The sequence below is a fragment of the Kribbella sp. NPDC026596 genome, assembly GCF_040638415.1.
Taxonomy (GTDB): Bacteria; Actinomycetota; Actinomycetes; order Propionibacteriales; family Kribbellaceae; genus Kribbella.
In genome coordinates, this window is the sequence record NZ_JBEZYF010000058.1 from 30,634 (window position 1) to 48,509 (window position 17,876).

At 68.0% G+C, this 17,876-nt stretch carries 16 protein-coding genes; 10 read left to right on the plus strand and 6 right to left on the minus strand.

What is annotated here, in order from left to right:
• Positions 1–16: 16 nt before the first annotated feature.
• From AB0E63_RS34825 to AB0E63_RS34835, 3 genes are read right to left on the minus strand one after another with little or no spacing between them, the layout of a single operon-like run.
• Complete coding sequence (locus tag AB0E63_RS34825; protein WP_360375623.1) at positions 17–832, minus strand: ATP-binding cassette domain-containing protein; 816 nt, start codon at positions 830–832, stop codon at positions 17–19.
• A complete protein-coding gene (locus AB0E63_RS34830) occupies positions 829–1,860 on the minus strand; it encodes an ABC transporter permease (protein ID WP_360375625.1) in 1,032 nt (343 codons plus the stop codon). The genes AB0E63_RS34825 and AB0E63_RS34830 overlap by 4 nt, the downstream gene beginning before the upstream one ends.
• 31 nt (positions 1,861–1,891) lie before the next feature.
• Positions 1,892–2,974: a substrate-binding domain-containing protein gene (locus AB0E63_RS34835; RefSeq protein WP_360375626.1), complete on the minus strand. Its 1,083-nt coding sequence runs from the start codon at positions 2,972–2,974 to the stop codon at positions 1,892–1,894.
• Between the two features lie 123 nt (positions 2,975–3,097).
• Here AB0E63_RS34835 and AB0E63_RS34840 point away from each other — a divergent pair, with 123 nt between their 5' ends.
• On the plus strand, positions 3,098–4,153 hold the full coding sequence (locus AB0E63_RS34840; RefSeq protein ID WP_360375628.1) for a LacI family DNA-binding transcriptional regulator: 1,056 nt from the start codon (positions 3,098–3,100) through the stop codon (positions 4,151–4,153).
• 15 nt (positions 4,154–4,168) lie between these two features.
• On the opposite strand, the gene ybaK is transcribed toward AB0E63_RS34840, so the two are convergent.
• Both ybaK and AB0E63_RS34850 read right to left on the minus strand, forming a co-directional pair.
• Positions 4,169–4,657 (minus strand): Cys-tRNA(Pro) deacylase, encoded by a 489-nt coding sequence (ybaK, locus tag AB0E63_RS34845; RefSeq protein ID WP_360375630.1) that lies wholly within the window; start codon positions 4,655–4,657, stop codon positions 4,169–4,171.
• Positions 4,650–5,330: a helix-turn-helix domain-containing protein gene (locus tag AB0E63_RS34850; protein ID WP_360375632.1), complete on the minus strand. Its 681-nt coding sequence runs from the start codon at positions 5,328–5,330 to the stop codon at positions 4,650–4,652. Before AB0E63_RS34850 ends, ybaK begins: the two co-directional genes overlap by 8 nt.
• A gap of 75 nt (positions 5,331–5,405) precedes the next feature.
• On the opposite strand from AB0E63_RS34850, the gene folE reads away from it, so the two are divergent.
• Complete coding sequence (gene folE, locus AB0E63_RS34855; protein WP_360375634.1) at positions 5,406–6,017, plus strand: GTP cyclohydrolase I FolE; 612 nt, start codon at positions 5,406–5,408, stop codon at positions 6,015–6,017.
• Between the two features lie 25 nt (positions 6,018–6,042).
• Here the strand turns inward: folE and AB0E63_RS34860 are convergent, their stop codons facing one another.
• Complete coding sequence (locus AB0E63_RS34860) at positions 6,043–6,369, minus strand: hypothetical protein (RefSeq protein WP_360375636.1); 327 nt, start codon at positions 6,367–6,369, stop codon at positions 6,043–6,045.
• A gap of 296 nt (positions 6,370–6,665) precedes the next feature.
• On the opposite strand from AB0E63_RS34860, the gene AB0E63_RS34865 reads away from it, so the two are divergent.
• The 8 genes from AB0E63_RS34865 (at position 6,666) to AB0E63_RS34900 (ending at position 17,852) form a co-directional block, all read left to right on the plus strand.
• Complete coding sequence (locus tag AB0E63_RS34865) at positions 6,666–8,069, plus strand: 3' terminal RNA ribose 2'-O-methyltransferase Hen1 (protein WP_360375638.1); 1,404 nt, start codon at positions 6,666–6,668, stop codon at positions 8,067–8,069.
• The gene (locus tag AB0E63_RS34870; RefSeq protein WP_360375640.1) at positions 8,066–10,591 is read left to right on the plus strand and encodes a polynucleotide kinase-phosphatase; all 2,526 of its coding nucleotides are present in this window, start codon (positions 8,066–8,068) and stop codon (positions 10,589–10,591) included. Before AB0E63_RS34865 ends, AB0E63_RS34870 begins: the two co-directional genes overlap by 4 nt.
• Before the next feature lie 123 nt (positions 10,592–10,714).
• Positions 10,715–12,571 carry a beta-L-arabinofuranosidase domain-containing protein gene (locus AB0E63_RS34875; RefSeq protein WP_360375642.1) on the plus strand — a complete coding sequence of 619 codons (1,857 nt, stop codon included), beginning with the start codon at positions 10,715–10,717 and terminating at the stop codon, positions 12,569–12,571.
• Positions 12,572–12,581: 10 nt separating this feature from the next.
• Complete coding sequence (locus AB0E63_RS34880; RefSeq protein ID WP_360375644.1) at positions 12,582–14,276, plus strand: ABC transporter substrate-binding protein; 1,695 nt, start codon at positions 12,582–12,584, stop codon at positions 14,274–14,276.
• A 3-nt stretch (positions 14,277–14,279) separates the two neighbouring features.
• Positions 14,280–15,251: an ABC transporter permease gene (locus tag AB0E63_RS34885; RefSeq protein ID WP_360375646.1), complete on the plus strand. Its 972-nt coding sequence runs from the start codon at positions 14,280–14,282 to the stop codon at positions 15,249–15,251.
• Positions 15,248–16,231: an ABC transporter permease gene (locus AB0E63_RS34890; protein ID WP_360375648.1), complete on the plus strand. Its 984-nt coding sequence runs from the start codon at positions 15,248–15,250 to the stop codon at positions 16,229–16,231. Before AB0E63_RS34885 ends, AB0E63_RS34890 begins: the two co-directional genes overlap by 4 nt.
• Entirely contained in the window at positions 16,228–17,031 is an 804-nt protein-coding gene (locus tag AB0E63_RS34895) for an ABC transporter ATP-binding protein (protein ID WP_360375650.1), read from the plus strand. Before AB0E63_RS34890 ends, AB0E63_RS34895 begins: the two co-directional genes overlap by 4 nt.
• Entirely contained in the window at positions 17,028–17,852 is an 825-nt protein-coding gene (locus tag AB0E63_RS34900) for an ATP-binding cassette domain-containing protein (protein ID WP_360375652.1), read from the plus strand. Before AB0E63_RS34895 ends, AB0E63_RS34900 begins: the two co-directional genes overlap by 4 nt.
• Positions 17,853–17,876: the final 24 nt, after the last annotated feature.

Consider the following 17,876-nt stretch of genomic DNA (forward strand, 5'->3'; position numbering starts at 1 on the left):
GGACGCAAGCGTGGCGTCAGTCGAGGGGGCTGTCATCCTCCAGGGTCGCCGCACCGGTCATGATCGCCACGCCCTCGCTCATGGTGTGGCTGGCCGGTGTGATGACCCCGGCGCACCGGCCGAGCCGCTGGATGTGAATCCTGTCGGCGACGTCCCACACGTGCGGCATGTTGTGGCTGATCAGGATAACCGGCAGCCCTCGCTGGCGCAGCCCCTTGATCAACTCCAGTACCTGGTTGGACTCCTTCACCCCGAGAGCAGCGGTGGGCTCGTCGAGCACCACCACCTTGCTGCCGAACGCGGCGGCCCGTGCGACCGCCACGGCCTGACGCTGTCCTCCGGACAAGGTCTCGACCGGTTGCTGGATGTTCTGGATGGTCTGGATGCCGAGATCCCGGACGGCGCCGGCCGCGCGTCTGCGCATGCCGCCGTGGTCAAGCATCCGGAAGACCGAGCCGAGGATCCCGGGCCGTCGTTCCTCGCGGCCCAGATACAGGTTGCTGGCGATGTCGAGTGCCGGCGCGACCGCCAGAGTCTGGTACACGGTCTCGATGCCGGCCGCGCGAGCGTCCTGAGGGCGCCGGAAGGTCACCGGCTCGTTCTCCAGCATCAGTTCACCCGCGTCGGGCACGAGCGCGCCGGTCAGGCACTTGATCATCGTGGACTTGCCGGCGCCGTTGTCGCCGATGATCGCGAGCACCTCCCCGGCGTGCAGGTCCAGGTCGACACCGTCCAGCCCGATGACCCGCCCGAACGTCTTGACCAGCCCTCGTGCCGACAGCACCGGGATCTTGACCCGGGTGTCCTGGACTTTGCCGATGACCGCTGTCATGAGCGCACCCTCCTGATCCACTGGTCGACCGAGACCGCCACGATGACGAGGACCCCGACGGCCAGCAGCCGGTACTGCGCGTCGACTCCGGCCAGCGAGAGCCCGACGGTGAACGCCTGCACGATCAGTGCTCCGAGCAACGTTCCGAGCAGGCCGCCCCGGCCGCCGAACAGGCTGGTCCCGCCGATGACGACGGCGGTGATGCTGTCGAGGTTGGCGTCGACGATCGCGTTCGGGCTGGCGGCCCCGGCCCGGCCGATCAGGACCCAGCCGGCGATGCCGTAGATGACCCCCGCCACGGCGTACACGCTGAACAGGACCCGCCCGGACCGTACGCCGCTGAGCCGTGAGGCCTCCGGTTCGTCACCGACGGCGTAGACGTGGCGGCCCCAGGCGGTCTGGCTGAGTGCGTAGCCGACGACGAGGTAGAGAGCGCCGACGATGACGACCCCGGTCGTGATCCTGAAGCTCCCGATCGAGAAGCCTTCGCCGGTCCAGTTGAGCAGTGCCGGCAGGCGGTTGTTCTGGATGCTCTGACCGCTGGAGTAGAGCAGCGCGATCGCCGTGAAGATGCTCAGCGTGCCGAGCGTCACGATGAACGGTGGCAGGCCGACCCGGGTCACCAGGAACCCGTTCAACGCGCCGGCGGCCAGGCCGAGAATGATCCCGGCCCCCAGTGCGAGCCAAGCCGGCCAGCCGTTCTCCGCCGCCAGGGTCGCCATCACCATGGTGGACAGGATGGTGATGGCGCCCACGGACAGGTCGATGCCCGCGGTCAGAATGACCAGCGTCTGGCCGACTGCGAGGGCGGCCACGACGGCGGTTTGCTGGACCAGCAGTGACAGCGCCGCCGGATTCGCGAACCGGCTGTTGACGAGGGTGAAGCACACCACCGTGAGCACCAGGATGATCGCCGGACTGAGCGCCGGCCGCTGGTGGAGCAGGTGCTGCACCCGTTGCCCCAAGGTGTGCTCACGACGGGCCAGTTCCTGCGCCGCGGCTCCGGGGGTGGTGCTCTGAACGGTCATGTCGTCACTCCTGGACGGAAGAGCTCAGTTCTCAGCCCCAGCACAACGAGGTTCCCTTCGTGGTGTCGATGCTCGTGACCCCGTCGCTGGTCTTGTCGGTCACCAGAGCCACCCCCGTGTTGAAGAAGTCGAGACCCTCGGTGGTCTTCGGCTTGTCACCGCCCCGAGCGATCTTGGCGATCGCCTCGACGCCGAGAGCAGCCATCTTCAGCGGGTACTGCTGGGACGTCGCCCCGATGACACCGTCCTTCACCGACTTCACGCCGGCGCAACCGCCGTCGACCGAGACGATCAGCACGTCCTTGGCCTTGCCGGCCGCCTTCAAGGCGTTGTACGCGCCGACGGCCGCGGGCTCGTTGATGGTGTAGACCACGTTGATGTTCGAGTTCTTGGTGAGGCAGTTCTCCATCGCCGACCGGCCGCCGTCCTCGGCGCCTTGAGTGGGTTCGTTGCAGGCGATGGTGTAGCTCCCGCCGCCGTACGACCCGGTCTTGTCCTCGTCGCCGTTCTTCTTGGCGTCCTTCACGTCGACCCCGAGACCGGTGAGGAAGCCCTGGTCACGGTTGTAGTCGACCGAGACAACCTTGTCGTTGAACAGATCGAGCATGGCGATCGTGGCGGGCTTGCCGGCCAGCTGCTTGCCGGTCCACTGACCGATCAGCTTGCCGGCCTCGAAGTTGTCCGTCGCGAACGTAATGTCGACGGTGTCGGCCGGATCCGGCGGAGTGTCCAGGGCGATGACGAACAGCCCCGCGTCACGGGCCTTCTTGATCGCCGAGTTGACACCAGGTCCGTTCGGCGTGATCAGGATGCCCTTCTGACCCTTGGCGATGGCGTTCTCGATGGCCTGGACCTGCCCCTGCTCGTCGCCGTCGGCCTTGCCGGACGCCACCGTCAGGTCGACGTCGTTCTTCGTGGCGTCCTCCTTCGCGCCTTTCTGCATGGCTACGAAGAACGGGTTCGTGGAGTCCTTGGTGATGAGCGACACGCCGACCTTCTCGGTCGAAGAGGCCGCGTCATCGCTGCCGGATCCGCCGCAGGCCGCGGCGGCCAGCAGGCCTGTCAGTCCGGCCGCGACGGCGCCGAAGCGCGCCGTACGAGCGAAGAAGCGCATGGTGGATCCCTCCGGGAAACGATTCAAGGTTTGTGCTTACGTCAACGTTGACGTAAGCAGGAGACACCTCCTAGGCCTTGTGGTCAAGGCTTCAGTCGGAAAGACTCGGTTCATGGGACAACGATGACGCAGTCTGGTGCCGACGGCGCGAGACCGAGCCGGTCGACGATGAAGGACGTCGCCCGGCTGGCCGGCGTGAGCGTCAAGACCGTGTCGAGAGTGATCAACGCGGAGCCCGGAGCGGGGGAGGCGGTGCGGCGGCGGGTGCTCGATGCCGCCGATCGGCTCGACTACCGGCACAATCTCGGCGCCAGCACGCTGCGGCGCAAAGACGGCCGGTCCGGCATCGTCGGAGCCCTGCTCCAAGATGTCGGTAACAGTTTCTCGGCCGGCCTCCTGCGCGCGCTCGAGGACGCGCTCCGGGGCGCGGGCCTGTCGGTCCTGGCCGCGAGCCTCGACGAGGAACCCGAGCGAGAACGCGGCATCGTCTCCGACCTGGTCGCCCGGCGGGCCGATGGCCTCGTACTGATGCCGGCGTCGCGGCGGCACGAGTACCTGATCAGTGAGTACCGGGCCGGTCTTCCACTCGTCTTCGTGGACCGCGCACCACACGGCCTGGACTGCGACTCCGTCACTGTCGACAACCACGGCGGTGCGAAGGTCGCGACCGCTCATCTCGTGGCCGGTGGACACCGCCGGATCGCGATGCTGAGCGACCTGCGCGACATCGAGACGGCCGTGCAGCGCCGAGCGGGATACCGCGCCGCGATCGAGGAGTCAGGGATCGCCTTCGATCCCGCGTTGCTCGTGCACAGCGTCCGCAGCGAGCACGAGGCCGCTGAGGTCGTGACGCGGTTGGTCGAGCTGGCCGACCCGCCGACCGCGATCCTTGCCGGACGCAACATCATTACCATCGGATCCGTCCGTGCCCTGCGGGCCGCGGGACTGATCCACCAGGTCGCTCTCGTCGGCTTCGACGACTTCCCGATGGCGGACCTGGTGGAACCGGCGCTCACCGTCGTACGTCAAGACGTTCGGCGGATCGGTGCCGAGGTGGGCCGGATCCTGCTCGACCGCCTGGGCGGATCCAGTGCCCCGCCCCAGCATGTCGTCCTCGACCCCACCCTGGTCATCCGCGGCAGCGGCGAGATCCCACCACCGCGGCCGGCTCGGACCTGATCAGGGTCCTCTGTGTCAGCGGGCGATGGCCGCCGTACTTGCTTTGGTGACGGTGATCAGGTCGGTGGGGGACAGACCGATGTCGAGACCGCGGCGGCCGCCGGAGACGTAGACCGTGGCGTGCTCGGTGGCGGTGCTGTCGACGACCGTGGTCAGGGGGCGCTTCTGGCCGATCGGGCTGATGCCGCCGACGACGTACCCGGTGGTGCGTTCGGCGGCGGCCGGGTCGGCCATCACCGCCTTCTTGCCGCCGGCCGCGGCCGCGATCGCCTTCAGATCCAGTTGTTTGTCCACCGGTACGACGCCGACCGTGAGCTTGCCGTCGACCTCGACCAGCAGCGTCTTGAACACCTGCTCCGGCGCCAGCCCCAACGCCTCGGCGGCCTCCAGCCCGTACGACTTCGCGCCCGGGACGTGGTCGTACGCGTGCGTCGTGAACGCGATCTTCGCCTTCGTCAACGCCACCGTCGCCGGCGTCCCAGCCACCTTCTTGCCCTTAGCCACCACCCGAGCTTATGCCCGCTGGCACCAGCCGCACGCAGCAGTGGCCGGGGGTCGGGACGAGGCGGGCTTCGTACGGGATGTCGAGGGTGCTGACCAGGCCGGCCAGCAGGTGCAGGTTCATACCGCAGACCAGCTGAGGCTGCTCCTTGGCGATGCGCTGGAACGGACAGTTGGCGAGCGCGATGCCGCCCTTGTCCGGACGGGGTTCGAAGCCATGGGCGGCCAGGATCTCGGTGAGCGGAGCTTCGCCCGCCGCGCGCCCGATTGCTTCGCCGTACTCACGGGCTCGACGGTTGACCGCCTCGCGGGGTGATGTCCCGGTCGACTCGGCGTCCTCGACGGCGCCGGCCAGGAGGCGGGCGGCGACGGCGTACTGCCGCTCGGGGAGGCTGATCTCGATCTCGCGCTCGGAGCGGTGGTAGAGCTTCGCGGGGCGGCCGGCGCCGGGGCCGGTGCGACCGGTGCGGCGCTCGAAGCAGGTTGCGAGCAGACCTTCCTCGGTCAGCTTGTCCAGGTGGAACGCGGCCGTCGTCCGCGGCACCCCGAGGGCGGTGGCCGCGTCGTCCCGGCTGACCGGCTCCGGCTGCGCGACGACGTACTCGTAGAGGCGGCGTCGGGTCGGTTCCTCCAGCACGGCGACCGCCTGCACGCGTGCGTCCCAGGAGTTGTCCACGGAATGATTCTATCGACAACATCGGTTGGAGTAACAGTATGATGGCCCTTCGTTGAACTTTCAGGGAGTGAGTAGATGGCGATCTCGGCCGATTTCGAGTCCGTCCCCCTTCACATCGTCCCCGGACGTGCGGAGATCGATCTACCCGCCGCCCAGCGCGCGGTCGCGGATCTGCTGAAAGCCCTCGGGCGGGACCCGCACAGCACGCACCTGGCCGACACCCCGCGCCGCGTCGCGTCGGCGTACGCGGAGATGCTCACGCCGCGCGAGTTCGAGCTGACCACGTTCCCCAACGACGAGGGGTACGACGAACTCGTGCTGGCCAAGGACATCCCGGTGCAGTCGTTGTGCGAGCACCACCTGCTGCCGTTCCAGGGCGTCGCCCACGTCGGGTATCTGCCGGGGGAGCGGATCCTCGGCCTGTCGAAGCTGGCCCGCGTGGTGGAGCTGTTCGCCCGTGACTTCCAGGTGCAGGAGCGGCTGACCAAGCAGGTCGCCGACTGGCTGCAGGATCACCTCGACCCGAAGGGCGTCGGCGTGGTGATCGAGGCCGAGCACCAGTGCATGTCGTTGCGCGGCGTCCGCGCCGTCGGCTCGCGCACGGTCACGTCGGCCCTGCACGGCACCCTGCGCGAGAACCCCAGCTCGCGTCAGGAGTTCTTCGCCCTGACCGGCCTCACCCCGTAGCTCCGGCGGTCGGGCGAAGCGTTCCTCAGACGGAGGCGACCGCCGTCGGTGGGTGGAGATGGGTGTGCCGGCCGGTGGCCAGGATGTGCGCCACCTCGCCCGGGAGGAGGTCGGTGCCGGGAACCGTTTCCATCTCGGAGACGTCGATCCAGCGCACGACGGTGGCTCCGCGGTGGCCGTGAACGGCGAGGATGGAGTCGAGGTCCGGCCAGACCGCCGTGGACGGGTTCGGGCCGTGCCAGCGGAGGGCGACCGAGCCGTCGGTGAAGACACAGCCTTCGGCGACGATGCCCGTTCCGGAGACGCCACTGATGTCGGTGTAACGAACGAGTTCGAATGTCTGGGGTTTCACCGGCTGACCTCGCCGGAACTGTGGTGGCCGAGTCGGCCTGAGGGAGCTGCCATGGTCCTTTCCCCGTGGTCGGCGTGGATGGGCGCTCGCCACAAACCGGGGACAATACGGACTGTCAGCGGGGAAAGACGGTCTGTAGCGACTCAACTTCTCACAACAAGTTAGATCCAAACTGCTTGAACGCGCCAGAGCACCGGCAGCGTGTCTCAATCCCCGGCCGTCTGGTACCCCGGAATCTGCCGGCAAATCATCGTAATTCGGTGCGTTCTGAACGCGCGGCGTGATCGAATACGGCAGTGTTCCTGACATTTGCCACCGATCTGGCCGGAGTCGACGCTCCCGCGAGCGATTTCGGGTTCCTGCTGCACAAGAACCCGGCGCGACCGCAGGCGGTCGAAATTACCGGCGGGTTGGCGCATGTCTTCTATCCGGAGGCAACAGACCAACGTTGTACGGCGGCGGTTCTGCTCGAGATCGACCCGATCGCGCTGGTCCGGTCCGGGCGCGGGAAGGCGGCCGAGGGATTCACGCTCGGGCAGTACGTGAACGACCGCCCCTACGCCGCCTCCAGCCTGCTCGCAGTGGCCCTCGGCAAGCTGTTCCGGACGGCGATGAACGGGCGCTGCGACGCCCGCCCGGAGCTCGCGGCCCGCGCGATCCCGCTCGAGATCCACGTTCCGGCGCTCCCCTGCAGTGGCGGCGCCGAGTTGGCCGAGCAGCTGTTCGCCCCGCTCGGCTGGACTGTCGACGCGCGCCCGGTGCCGCTCGATCCGGAGATCCCCGACTGGGGTTTCTCCCGGTATGTCGACCTGCGGCTGAGCGGTGTACTCCGACTGGCGGACGCACTCAATCACCTTTATGTGCTGCTGCCCGTACTCGACGACGCGAAGCACTACTGGGTCGCCTCTGACGAGGTCGACAAGCTCGTCCGCGCCGGCGAGGGCTGGCTCGGCGCGCATCCCTTCAAGGACCTGATTTCACACCGCTATCTCGCCCACCGCCGATACCTGGCCGACACCGCCTTGGAGCGTCTCGCCGAGGCGGACGGCGTGGAGCTGGTGGAGGAGACGCCGGTCGAAGGTTCGGTGTCGCTCGCGGACGAACGTCGTACGACGGTTGCCGGCGTACTGCGGGAGCTCGGGGCGCGGCGGATCGCGGACCTCGGCTGCGGTGAGGGCGCGCTCGTCGGCGAACTGCTGAAGGACCCGATGATCGGTGAGGTGATCGCGACGGACGTGTCGGCGCGGGCGCTCATCGCGGCCAAACGACGTCTGCACTATGACGACCTGCCCGATCGCCGGCGCGAGCGGCTCCGCTTCCTGCAGTCGTCGGTGACGTACGCCGACCAACGCCTCGCCGGCCTGGACGCGGCCGTCCTGATGGAGGTCGTCGAACACGTCGACCCGCCCCGCCTGCCCGCGCTGGCTCGATCCGTCTTCCAGACCGCCCGCCCCGGAGCCGTCATCGTCACCACCCCCAACAGCGAGTACAACGTGCGTTTCCCCTCCCTCGCCGCCGGCCGCTACCGCCACCCCGACCACCGCTTCGAATGGACCCGCGAGGAATTCCGAACCTGGGCAGTCGGTGTGGCGGACCGATACGCCTATACCGTCGAGTTCCGTCCCGTCGGTCCGGACGATCCCGAGGTCGGTCCGCCTACCCAGCTCGCGCTCTTCCGCCTGCGTGAGGAGGCTCGATGACGATCATCGACCTACCGAAACTGTGTTTGGTGGTTTTGGTGGGGGCTAGTGGGTCGGGGAAGTCGACGTTTGCCCGGAAGCACTTCAAACCGACCGAGGTGATTTCGAGCGACTTCTGCCGGGGGCTGGTTTCTGATGACGAGAACGATCAGGCGGCCACCAAAGACGCGTTCGAAGTACTGCACTTCATCGCGGGGAAGCGCCTCGCGGCCGGCCGGCTGACGGTGATCGACGCGACCAACGTGCAACCGGAGGCGCGCAAGGAACTGGTGAATCTCGCTCGAGAGCACGACGTCCTGCCGGTCGCGATCGTCCTGGACCCGCCGGAGCGCGTGTGTGTCGAGCGGAACGAGCAGCGAGCCGATCGGCAGTTCGGGGCGAAGGTGATCGTCCGCCAGCGCTCGCAGCTCAAGCGCGGTCTGCGGAGCCTGAAGCGCGAGGGCTTCCGGACCGTGCACGTGCTCGGCAGCGTCGAGGAGATCGATGCCGTCAGCATCGAGCGCACCCGGCTGTTCAACGACCGCACCGACGAGACCGGCCCGTTCGACATCATCGGCGACATCCACGGCTGCCGCGCCGAGCTCGAGCAACTCCTGACCGACCTCGGCTACGCGTTCACCCGTGACGACGCCGGCCGGCCGATCGACGCCATACACCCGGATCGTCGCGCCGTCTTCGTCGGTGACCTGGTCGACCGCGGCCCGGACACGCCTGGCGTGCTGCGCCTGGTGATGGGAATGGTTGCTAACGGCCACGCTTTGTGTGTCCCCGGCAACCACGAGGACAAGTTGCTCAAGGCCCTCAGAGGCCGGAACGTGAAGATCAGCCACGGCCTGGAAACAACGCTGGAACAGCTGTCCGACGAGCCGCCCGAGTTCCGCGACGCCGTCGAGCACTTCATCGACGGCCTGATCTCGCACTACGTCTTCGACGGCGGCAAGCTCGTCGTCTCGCACGCCGGCCTGGTCGAGCGGATGCACGGTCGCGCGTCCGGTCGCGTCCGATCCTTCTGCCTGTACGGCGAAACGACGGGCGAGACCGACGAGTTCGGCCTGCCGGTCCGCTACCCGTGGGCGAACGAGTACCGCGGTCGCGCGACGGTCGTCTACGGCCACACCCCGACGCCGGAGCCGGAGTGGATCAACAACACGATCTGCCTCGACACCGGCTGTGTGTTCGGCGGCGCACTCACCGCACTGCGGTACCCCGAGCGCGAGCTGGTCTCGGTCCAGGCCGCCCGCGAGTACTACGCCCCGGCGAAACCGTTGCACGTGGCAACCGCACCGACACGCGAACCGGACGTCCTCGAGCTGACCGACGTGACCGGCCGCCGGGTGATCGAGACCTCGGCCCACGGGCGGCTCAGCATCCGGGCCGAGCAGGCCGGCGCGGCGCTGGAGGTGATGAGCCGGTTCGCGATCGATCCGCGGTTCGTGCTCTACCTGCCGCCGACGATGAGCCCGGTCTCGACCTCACCGGAGCCAGGCTTGCTGGAGCACCCGCGGCAGGCCTTCGAGACGTATCGGGCGCAGGGCGTCACCGAGCTGGTGTGCGAGGAGAAGCACATGGGTTCGCGCGCCGTGGTGTTGCTGACCCGGAACGACGATATGGCCGGGAAGCGCTTCGGCCTGGCTGGTCGCGGTGCGATTCACACGCGGACGGGCCGCTCCTTCTTCGACGGCGTGCTGACGGACGAGCTGCTGCTCCGACTGCGCGCGGTCGCCGAGGAGGCAGGCGCCTTCGACGAGCTCGACACGTCGTGGCTGCTGCTCGACGCGGAGCTCCTGCCATGGAGCGCGAAGGCTGAAGAGCTGCTCCGGAACCAGTACGCCGCCGTCGGCGCGGCCGCGCGTACGTCGTTGCCGGCCGCAACCGCGGCGCTGCAGTCGGCCGTCGCGGCCGGACTCGATGTCGGCGAGTTGCTGGCCGCGACAGAACGCCGTACGTCGAATGCCGCGAAGTTCACCGACGCGTACCGGCGCTACTGCTGGCCGACGGACGGGCTCGAGGGGGTGCGCGTCGCGCCGTTCCAGGTGCTGGCGTCGGAAGGGGCGACGTACCAGGACCGGCCGCATGTCTGGCACCTCGGGATCGCGGACCGGATGGTTGCCGCTGGGCCGGGGCTGATCACGCCGACCAGGCGACTGTTCGTGGACCCGGCGAACTGGGAGGCCGGGATCGCGTGGTGGGAGGAGCTGACCGGTGCCGGTGGTGAGGGCATGGTCGTGAAGCCGGCGGCGAACCTGACGCGGACGCCGAAGGGGCTGGCGCAGCCGGGGCTGAAGGTGCGCGGGCAGGAGTACCTGCGGCTCATCTACGGTCCGGATTACACCGAGCCCGCCAACTTCGAGCGGCTGCGCGACCGCAACCTCGGTCACAAGCGCTCACTCGCGCTCCGTGAGTACGCACTCGGCCTGGAGTCGATGGAACGCGCCGCCCGCGGCGAGCCGCTGTGGCGCATCCACGAATGCGTCTTCGCGGTCCTCGCCCTCGAGTCGGAGCCGATCGACCCCCGCCTCTGAGGCGGTCAGCTCCGCGGGCAGCAGGGCTCGCCGGAGGGCCGCGGGGCGGGAGTTGTCTCCGGTCGGTAAACGTCTTTCGGAATCGCTTGGCAAGGCGTGGGGGAGCGCCTTAAGGTCAGTGCAATGTCACACGGTACTGAGCAGAGGACGGCGTTCGTGGTGGAGGTTGAGCTGACCGGAGGGCTGCTGGGCGCCTGGCAGCAGCGGAATCGGGCGGCTACGATCCCGCACTCGATCGCGGAGTTGCGGAAGGCGGGCAACCTGGAGAACCTGCGCCGGCTGGCCGATCCGTCGGTCGGGCCGTACCGCGGGCGGTATCCGTTCCTCGACACCGACCTGTACAAGACCCTCGAGGGGCTCGCCTACGAGGTCGGCCGCGACGACGCGCCGGCGGGAGCGCGGGAGTTCTTCGACGAGGTCGTCGGGTTGCTCGAGCAAGCCCAGGCCGAGGACGGCTACCTGAACTCGTACTTCCAGGACCCCGACCAGCCGAAGCAGCCGTGGTCGGACCTCGGCTGGGGCCACGAGCTGTACAACCTCGGCCACCTCATCCAGGCGGCCGTCGCGGCGAATCGCCAACTGTCTGATGGTCGACTGTTGACAATCGCCCGCCGGTTCGCGGACCTCGTCGTCCAGCGGTACGGCGTGGACGGCGAGGAGGTCGTCGACGGGCATCCCGAGGTCGAGATGGCGCTGGTTGAGCTTTATCGAGAAACGGGTCGTGACGAGTACCTGACGCAGGCGCGGCTGTTCGTCGATCGCCGCGGGCAGGGGAAGCTCAAGCACACGATCTTCCCGGCCGAGTACTTCCAGGACAACGCGCCATTCCGCGAGCTTCCGTCGGTCACGGGGCACGCCGTACGGATGGCCTATCTGGCGGCCGGGGCCGCGGACGTGCATCTCGAGACCGGCGATCCGACGCTGCTAGCGGCGCTGGAGCGGCTCTGGGACGACATGGTCGCGACGAAGCTCTACCTGACCGGCGGGTTGGGCAGCCGGCACTCCGACGAGGCCATCGGTGATCGGTACGAGTTGCCGTCCGAGCGTGCGTACGCCGAGACGTGTGCGGCGATCGCGACCATGCAATGGGCGTGGCGGATGTTCCTCGCGACCGGGAAAGCGTCGTACCTCGATGTGTTCGAGACCGTGCTCTACAACGCTTACGCTGTTGGGCTTTCGGCCGAGGGTACGGCGTTCTTCTACGACAACCCGTTGCAGCGGCGACCGGATCACGAGCAGCGTTCGGGGGCCGAGAGCGGTGGTGATCCGCTTCGTCGGCCGTGGTTCGGCTGCCCGTGCTGCCCGCCGAACATCATCCGCTGGATGTCCGAACTCCAGGACCACGTCGCCGCCGTCCGCGACGACACCCTGTACGTCGGCCTGTACGCCGACGCCCGCATCACCACCGGCGATCTCGAGGTCACCGTCACCACCGACTACCCGTGGGACGGCCAGGTGACGATCACGATCCAGCAAGGACCGGAAACCGAGCAGGCGATCGCCCTACGCATTCCGTCGTGGGTGGTTGGCGCTCAGGTGGATGGCTCGGTGGTGGACGCTGGGTGGGCGGTCGTCAGGCGAATGTTTGTTGCTGGAGAAACCATTCAGTTGACGTTGCCGATGGCACCTAGAGCGCATGGGTCGCATCCGTATTTGGATGCCACCCGGGGAGCGATTGCCGTTGCTCGCGGGCCGCTTGTCTACTGCGTCGAGCAGCAGGACGTCGCGGCGCCGGTGGACGATCTGTTGCTCTCGGCAACAGAAGTCCAGAACGCGGCGGCGCGGCGGTCGAACGACCATGTCGTGCTCGAGTTGCCGGTCGGTGTCGCGCCGGCGCCGCCGAAAGAGCTTTATCCCTTGATCACCGAGCAACCGCAGGTCGCTCGAGCAGGCGAGGTGCCGGCGACGTTCGTGCCGTACTTCCTCTGGGGGAACCGTCAGGCCCTGGCCATGCGTGTATGGCTGCGCGCCGCGAACTGAAAGAAGGAAAATGAAGAGAACGACCATGCTGGTGGGGCTCGTGGCGTCCGGTGCGCTGGCGCTCAGCGCCTGCGGCGGCGGCACGACCGGGGCCAGCGGCGACGCGGCCGGGCCGGGCGGCAAGGCGGCCCAGGGCGGCACCGTCCAGGTGCTTCAGAACGCGGCCTACTCCCACCTGGATCCGGCCCGCGGCTTCGACGGTGGCGTGAACAACTTCTACCGGCTGATCTACCGGACCCTGACCACCCAGGGCGCCGCGCCCGGTGCCGACGGCACCAAGATCGTGCCCGACCTGGCGACCGACACCGGGAAGCCGTCCGACGGCGGCAAGACCTGGACGTTCACCCTGAAGGACGGTCTGTTCTTCGAGACCGGTGCGCCGATCACCAGCGCGGACGTGAAGTGGGGTGTCGAGCGTGCTTGGGACCCGGAGCTCGGCATCGGTTCGCCGTACGCGAAGCAGCTGATCGAGGCACCGGCGACGTACCAAGGCCCGTACAAGACCGGTGACCTGCCGACGATCGAGACACCGGACGCGAAGACGATCGTGTTCCACCTGAAGAAGCCGTTCGCCGACTTCAGCAGTGTGGTCGCGCAGAACACCTTCACCCCGGTCCCGAAGGGCCGGGGCGCGGGCAACCAGCTGGACAGCAAGCCGATCGCCTCCGGCCCGTACAAGATCTCCGAGTACAAGCCCGGCGCGTCGCTGACGCTCGTCCGCAACGACAAGTGGGACAAGAACACCGACTCGATCCGCAAGGCGAACCCAGACGGCTACCACTGGACGTTCGGGCTCGACCCGGCCACGATCGACGAGCGGATGATCGCCGGCCAGGGCACCGACACCGACGCGATCGCCGGCACCATCCAGGCCGCGACAGTGGCCCGGATCCAGACCCCACAGCTCAAGCAGCGCACGCTGACGGGTCTGGCCGGCTGTACGACGTACATGGGCCTGAACACCACGAAGAAGCCGTTCAACGACGTCAAGGTCCGGCAGGCGATCAACCTGGCGGTCAACAAGGAAACCGTCCGGAACGCCGTCGGCGGGTCGACGCTGGCCGACATCGCGACCAGCATCCAGCCGCCGACCGTGGCCGGCCGGGTGGACTACGACCCGTACCCGAGCCCGGACCACAAGGGTGACGCGGCGGCGGCCCAGAAGCTGCTCTCCGAGGCCGGGCAGACCGCGGGCTTCACGATGACGCTGGACATCATGTCCACGCCGAAGATGCAGGCGATGGCGGTCGCGGTCCAGCAGGCGCTGGAGCCGCTGAAGATCACCGTGAAGATCAACACCATCGACACCTCGACGTACTACGAGGTGATCGGGACGCCGTCGCAGCAGCACGACGCTGCGATCACCGGCTGGTGCCCGGACTGGCCGTCCGGTGCGACCTTCCTGCCGCCGCTGTTCGACGGCCGCAACATCGCGCCGAAGGGCAACTCGAACCTGGCCCAGCTGAACGACCCGGGCGTGAACGCGAAGATCGACGAGATCGCCAAGCTGACCGACGTGACCGCGGCCAACGCGGCGTACGGCGACCTGGACAAGCAGATCATGGCGCTCGCGCCGGTCGTTCCGCTGCTGTACGAGAAGGTGCTGATGCTGGTCGGCAGCAACGTCGCCGGCGCGTACCTGCACGACGGCTTCTCCGGTGGGATCGACCTGGTCTCGGTCGGCGTCGCGGACGCCGGGAAGTAGCCGATGACAACGACCCTCGCCGGAAAAACTGGCACCGTGCTCGACGTCGAGGAGGTGGGGACCCCGGCAGCGGCCGGTGGTCCCCCGACGTCGACCCGGCGGATCCTGACCAGGATCACCCAGGACAGAGGCGCCGTACTCTGCCTGCTGTTCCTGGCGATCGTGGTCCTGATGGCGGTGGCCGCGCCGCTGATCACCAAGCTGAGCGGCTGGGGGCCGTACCAGTTCGACTCCGCGGCGATCAACTCCGACCTGGGCGGCGTACCGCGCGGCGCGCTCGGCGGGATCAGCGGGAACCACTGGTTCGGCGTCGAGCCGCAGAACGGCCGTGACCTGTTCGCCCGGATCGTGTACGGCGCTCGCGTCTCCATCACGATCTCGTTGTCGGCGACCGTCCTGACCGGGATCCTCGGGGTCGTGCTCGGCCTGCTCGCCGGGTTCTACCGCGGCTGGGTCGACCAGGTGATCTCGCGGCTGATGGACTTCCTGATGGCGTTCCCGGCGCTGATCTTCATGATCGCGATCCTGTCCTCGCTGCCGGCCGGGAACCGCCCGGTCCTGCTGGTCGTGGTGATCAGCGCGTTCGGCTGGCCGTACCTGGCCCGGGTGATCCGCGCGCAGACGATGACGCTGGCGAACCGCGAGTTCGTCGAGGCGGCGCGGGCGTCCGGGGCGCAGGATTCCGCGGTGGTGTTCCAGGAGATCCTGCCGAACCTGCGCGGTTCGATCATCGTGATGACGACGCTGGCGATCCCGGGCTACATCGGCACCGAGGCAGGGCTGTCCTTCCTCGGCGTCGGTGTCTCCCCGCCGACCGCGTCGTGGGGCCAGATGATCGCGAGCTCGGTCAGCTGGTACTCGGTCGACCCGATGTTCTTCGCGATCCCGGGCGCTTTCCTGTTCCTCACCGTGCTGTCGCTGACCGTCCTCGGCGACAAGATCCGCTCGGTGATCGACCAGGGGGAGGCCGCGTGATTCGCTATGTTCTCGGGCGGCTTGGCGGGGTCGTGGTCATCCTGCTGGCGGTCTGCCTGTTCACCTACCTGATCTTCTTCAAGCTCTCGCCGGATCCCGCGGTGATGATCTGCGGCAAGACCTGTACGCCGGACCGGATCAACTCGATTCGCGACGTACTCGGTCTCAACCAGCCGATCCTGAGCCAGTTCTGGGAGTTCCTGCGGGGCATCTTCGCCGGCCGTGAGTACGGCTCGGTGCACTGCCCGGCGCCTTGTCTCGGGTACAGCTTCCAGACCAACGAGTCGGTGTGGAGCATGATCACCGCCCGGCTGCCGGTCAGTGTCACGGTCGCTGTCGGCGCCGCCGTACTGTGGTTGCTCGCCGGCGTGATCGGCGGCCTGGTCAGCGCGATCAAGCAGGACACGTGGTGGGATCGCACCGCGATGGCGCTCGCGCTGGGTGGGGTGAGCGTGCCGAACTACGTACTCGCGCTTGTGCTCCAGTACGTCCTGGTCGTGAAGCTGCAGATACTGCCGTTCCCATCGGCACCGGCGTTCGCGGACAATCCCGTGCTCTGGTTCGAGTCGTACCTGATGCCGTGGACCGTCCTGGCCGTCGGCTACGCCTGTCTGTACGCGCGGTTGACCCGGAGCAACGTGATCGACACCTTGTCGGAGAACTACTTCCGGACCGCACGAGCCAAGGGCTTGAGCCGGCCACTGATCCTGCGCCGGCACGCGCTGCGGCCGGCACTGACCCCGATCACCACGATCTTCGGGATGGACTTCGCCGGCCTGCTCGGCGGTGCACTGATCACCGAGACCGTGTTCGGGCTGAACGGGATCGGCAAGATGGCGGCCGACTCGATCGCGAAGAACGACCAGCCGGTGATCATGGCGGTCACCCTGCTGGCCGCGTTCTTCGTTGTCATCGGCAACGTCGTGGTCGACCTCGTCTACACCGCGCTGGACCCACGAGTGAGGGTGACGACAGCATGACGGATGAGCTGTTCGTGGTGGAGAACCTGACGGTCACGCTGCCGACCGGACGTGGTCCGGTGGACGTGGTGAAGAACGTGTCGTTCACCGTCGGCCGGGACGACACGCTCGGGATCGTCGGTGAGTCCGGGTCAGGTAAGTCGATGACGGCGCTCGCCGTCCTCGGGCTGCTGCCGCCCGGAGCGCGGACGTCCGGCAGCATCCGGTTGGACGGCACCGAGCTGCTCGGGCGGTCGGAGCGAGACCTGCGCTCGGTGCGCGGGAACGCGATCTCGATCGTGTTCCAGGATCCGTTGTCGTCGCTGAATCCCTACTACACCGTGGGATTGCAGATCGAGGAGATGTACCGGGCGCATCGCGGTGGTTCGCGTCGCGCCGCCCGGCAAGTCGCGATCGAGGCGCTCGACCGGGTCCGGATTCCCGATCCAGGCCGGCGGATCGACCACTACCCGCACCAGTTCTCCGGTGGCATGAGGCAACGAGTCATGATCGCGATGGCCTTGTGCTGCTCGCCGTCGCTGCTGATCGCGGACGAGCCGACGACGGCACTCGACGTCACCGTCCAGGCGCAGATCCTGGAGCTGCTGGCCGAGCTGCAGTCGACCACCGGGACCGGGATGATCTTCATCACCCACGACCTGGCGGTGATCAGCTCGATCGCGCAGCGGGTGCTGGTGATGTGTGCGGGTGATCCGGTCGAGTACGGCACGGCCGAGCAGGTGTTCTCGGATCCGCGGCACGAGTACACGCGCACGCTGCTGGACGCCGTACCGAGGATCGACGACGAGGTGACGGCATGACGCTGCTTGAAGTGCGTGGGGTGACGAAGGAGTTCGTCACCCGCGGCGAAGGGGCGATGGCCCGCAAGTCCACGTTCACCGCGGTCGACGACGTCAGCTTCGAGGTCGAGCTGGGCGAGACACTCGCGATCGTGGGGGAGTCGGGCAGCGGGAAGTCGACCACCGCGCGGATCGCGGCCCGCCTGCTGGAGCCGACCAGCGGTACGGTCGTGTTCGACGGGCAGGACGTGACCCGGGCGACCGGCAGGGACCTGGCCACGTTCCGGAACAACGTGCAGGTGGTGTTCCAGGACCCGTTCTCGTCGCTGAACCCGCGGTACACGATCGAACGGATCGTCACCGCACCGCTGACCTACCAAGGGATCGCGCCTCCCGGCGGTCGGCGGGCCTGCGCCCAGGAGCTGATGGCGCGGGTCGGGCTGAACCCGGACCACTGCCAGCGGTATCCGGCGCAGTTCTCCGGTGGCCAGGCGCAGCGGATCGGCATCGCCCGGGCGCTCGCGGTGAACCCGAAGTTGGTGATCTGCGACGAGGCTGTGTCCGCGCTCGACGTGTCGATCCAGGCGCAGGTGCTGGAGTTGCTGATGCGGCTGCAGCGGGAGAGCGGGTTCAGCTACATCTTCATCGCTCACGACTTGGCCGTGGTCCGGCAGATCTCGCAGCGGGTCGCGGTGATGAACCAGGGCAGAATCGTGGAGCTGGGATCGCGCGACCAGGTGTTCGGCGATCCCCGCGACGACTACACGAAGACGCTGCTGGCTGCCGTACCGCGGATCAACCCGGAATGGGACGCACGGCGCCGGCGTAAGGAGGCCCCATGACTGTATTGATGCCACGCCTCCGGC

Coding starts and splice junctions, on each gene's coding strand:
- AB0E63_RS34830 (WP_360375625.1), bottom strand. CDS start 1,860: ATGACCGTTCAGAGCACCACCCCCGGAGCCGCGGCGCAGGAACTGGCC.
- AB0E63_RS34875 (WP_360375642.1), top strand. CDS start 10,715: ATGTCACACGGTACTGAGCAGAGGACGGCGTTCGTGGTGGAGGTTGAG.
- AB0E63_RS34825 (WP_360375623.1), bottom strand. CDS start 832: ATGACAGCGGTCATCGGCAAAGTCCAGGACACCCGGGTCAAGATCCCG.
- AB0E63_RS34885 (WP_360375646.1), top strand. CDS start 14,280: ATGACAACGACCCTCGCCGGAAAAACTGGCACCGTGCTCGACGTCGAG.
- AB0E63_RS34840 (WP_360375628.1), top strand. CDS start 3,098: ATGACGCAGTCTGGTGCCGACGGCGCGAGACCGAGCCGGTCGACGATG.
- folE (WP_360375634.1), top strand. CDS start 5,406: ATGGCGATCTCGGCCGATTTCGAGTCCGTCCCCCTTCACATCGTCCCC.
- AB0E63_RS34835 (WP_360375626.1), bottom strand. CDS start 2,974: ATGCGCTTCTTCGCTCGTACGGCGCGCTTCGGCGCCGTCGCGGCCGGA.
- AB0E63_RS34880 (WP_360375644.1), top strand. CDS start 12,582: ATGAAGAGAACGACCATGCTGGTGGGGCTCGTGGCGTCCGGTGCGCTG.
- AB0E63_RS34900 (WP_360375652.1), top strand. CDS start 17,028: ATGACGCTGCTTGAAGTGCGTGGGGTGACGAAGGAGTTCGTCACCCGC.
- AB0E63_RS34895 (WP_360375650.1), top strand. CDS start 16,228: ATGACGGATGAGCTGTTCGTGGTGGAGAACCTGACGGTCACGCTGCCG.
- AB0E63_RS34870 (WP_360375640.1), top strand. CDS start 8,066: ATGACGATCATCGACCTACCGAAACTGTGTTTGGTGGTTTTGGTGGGG.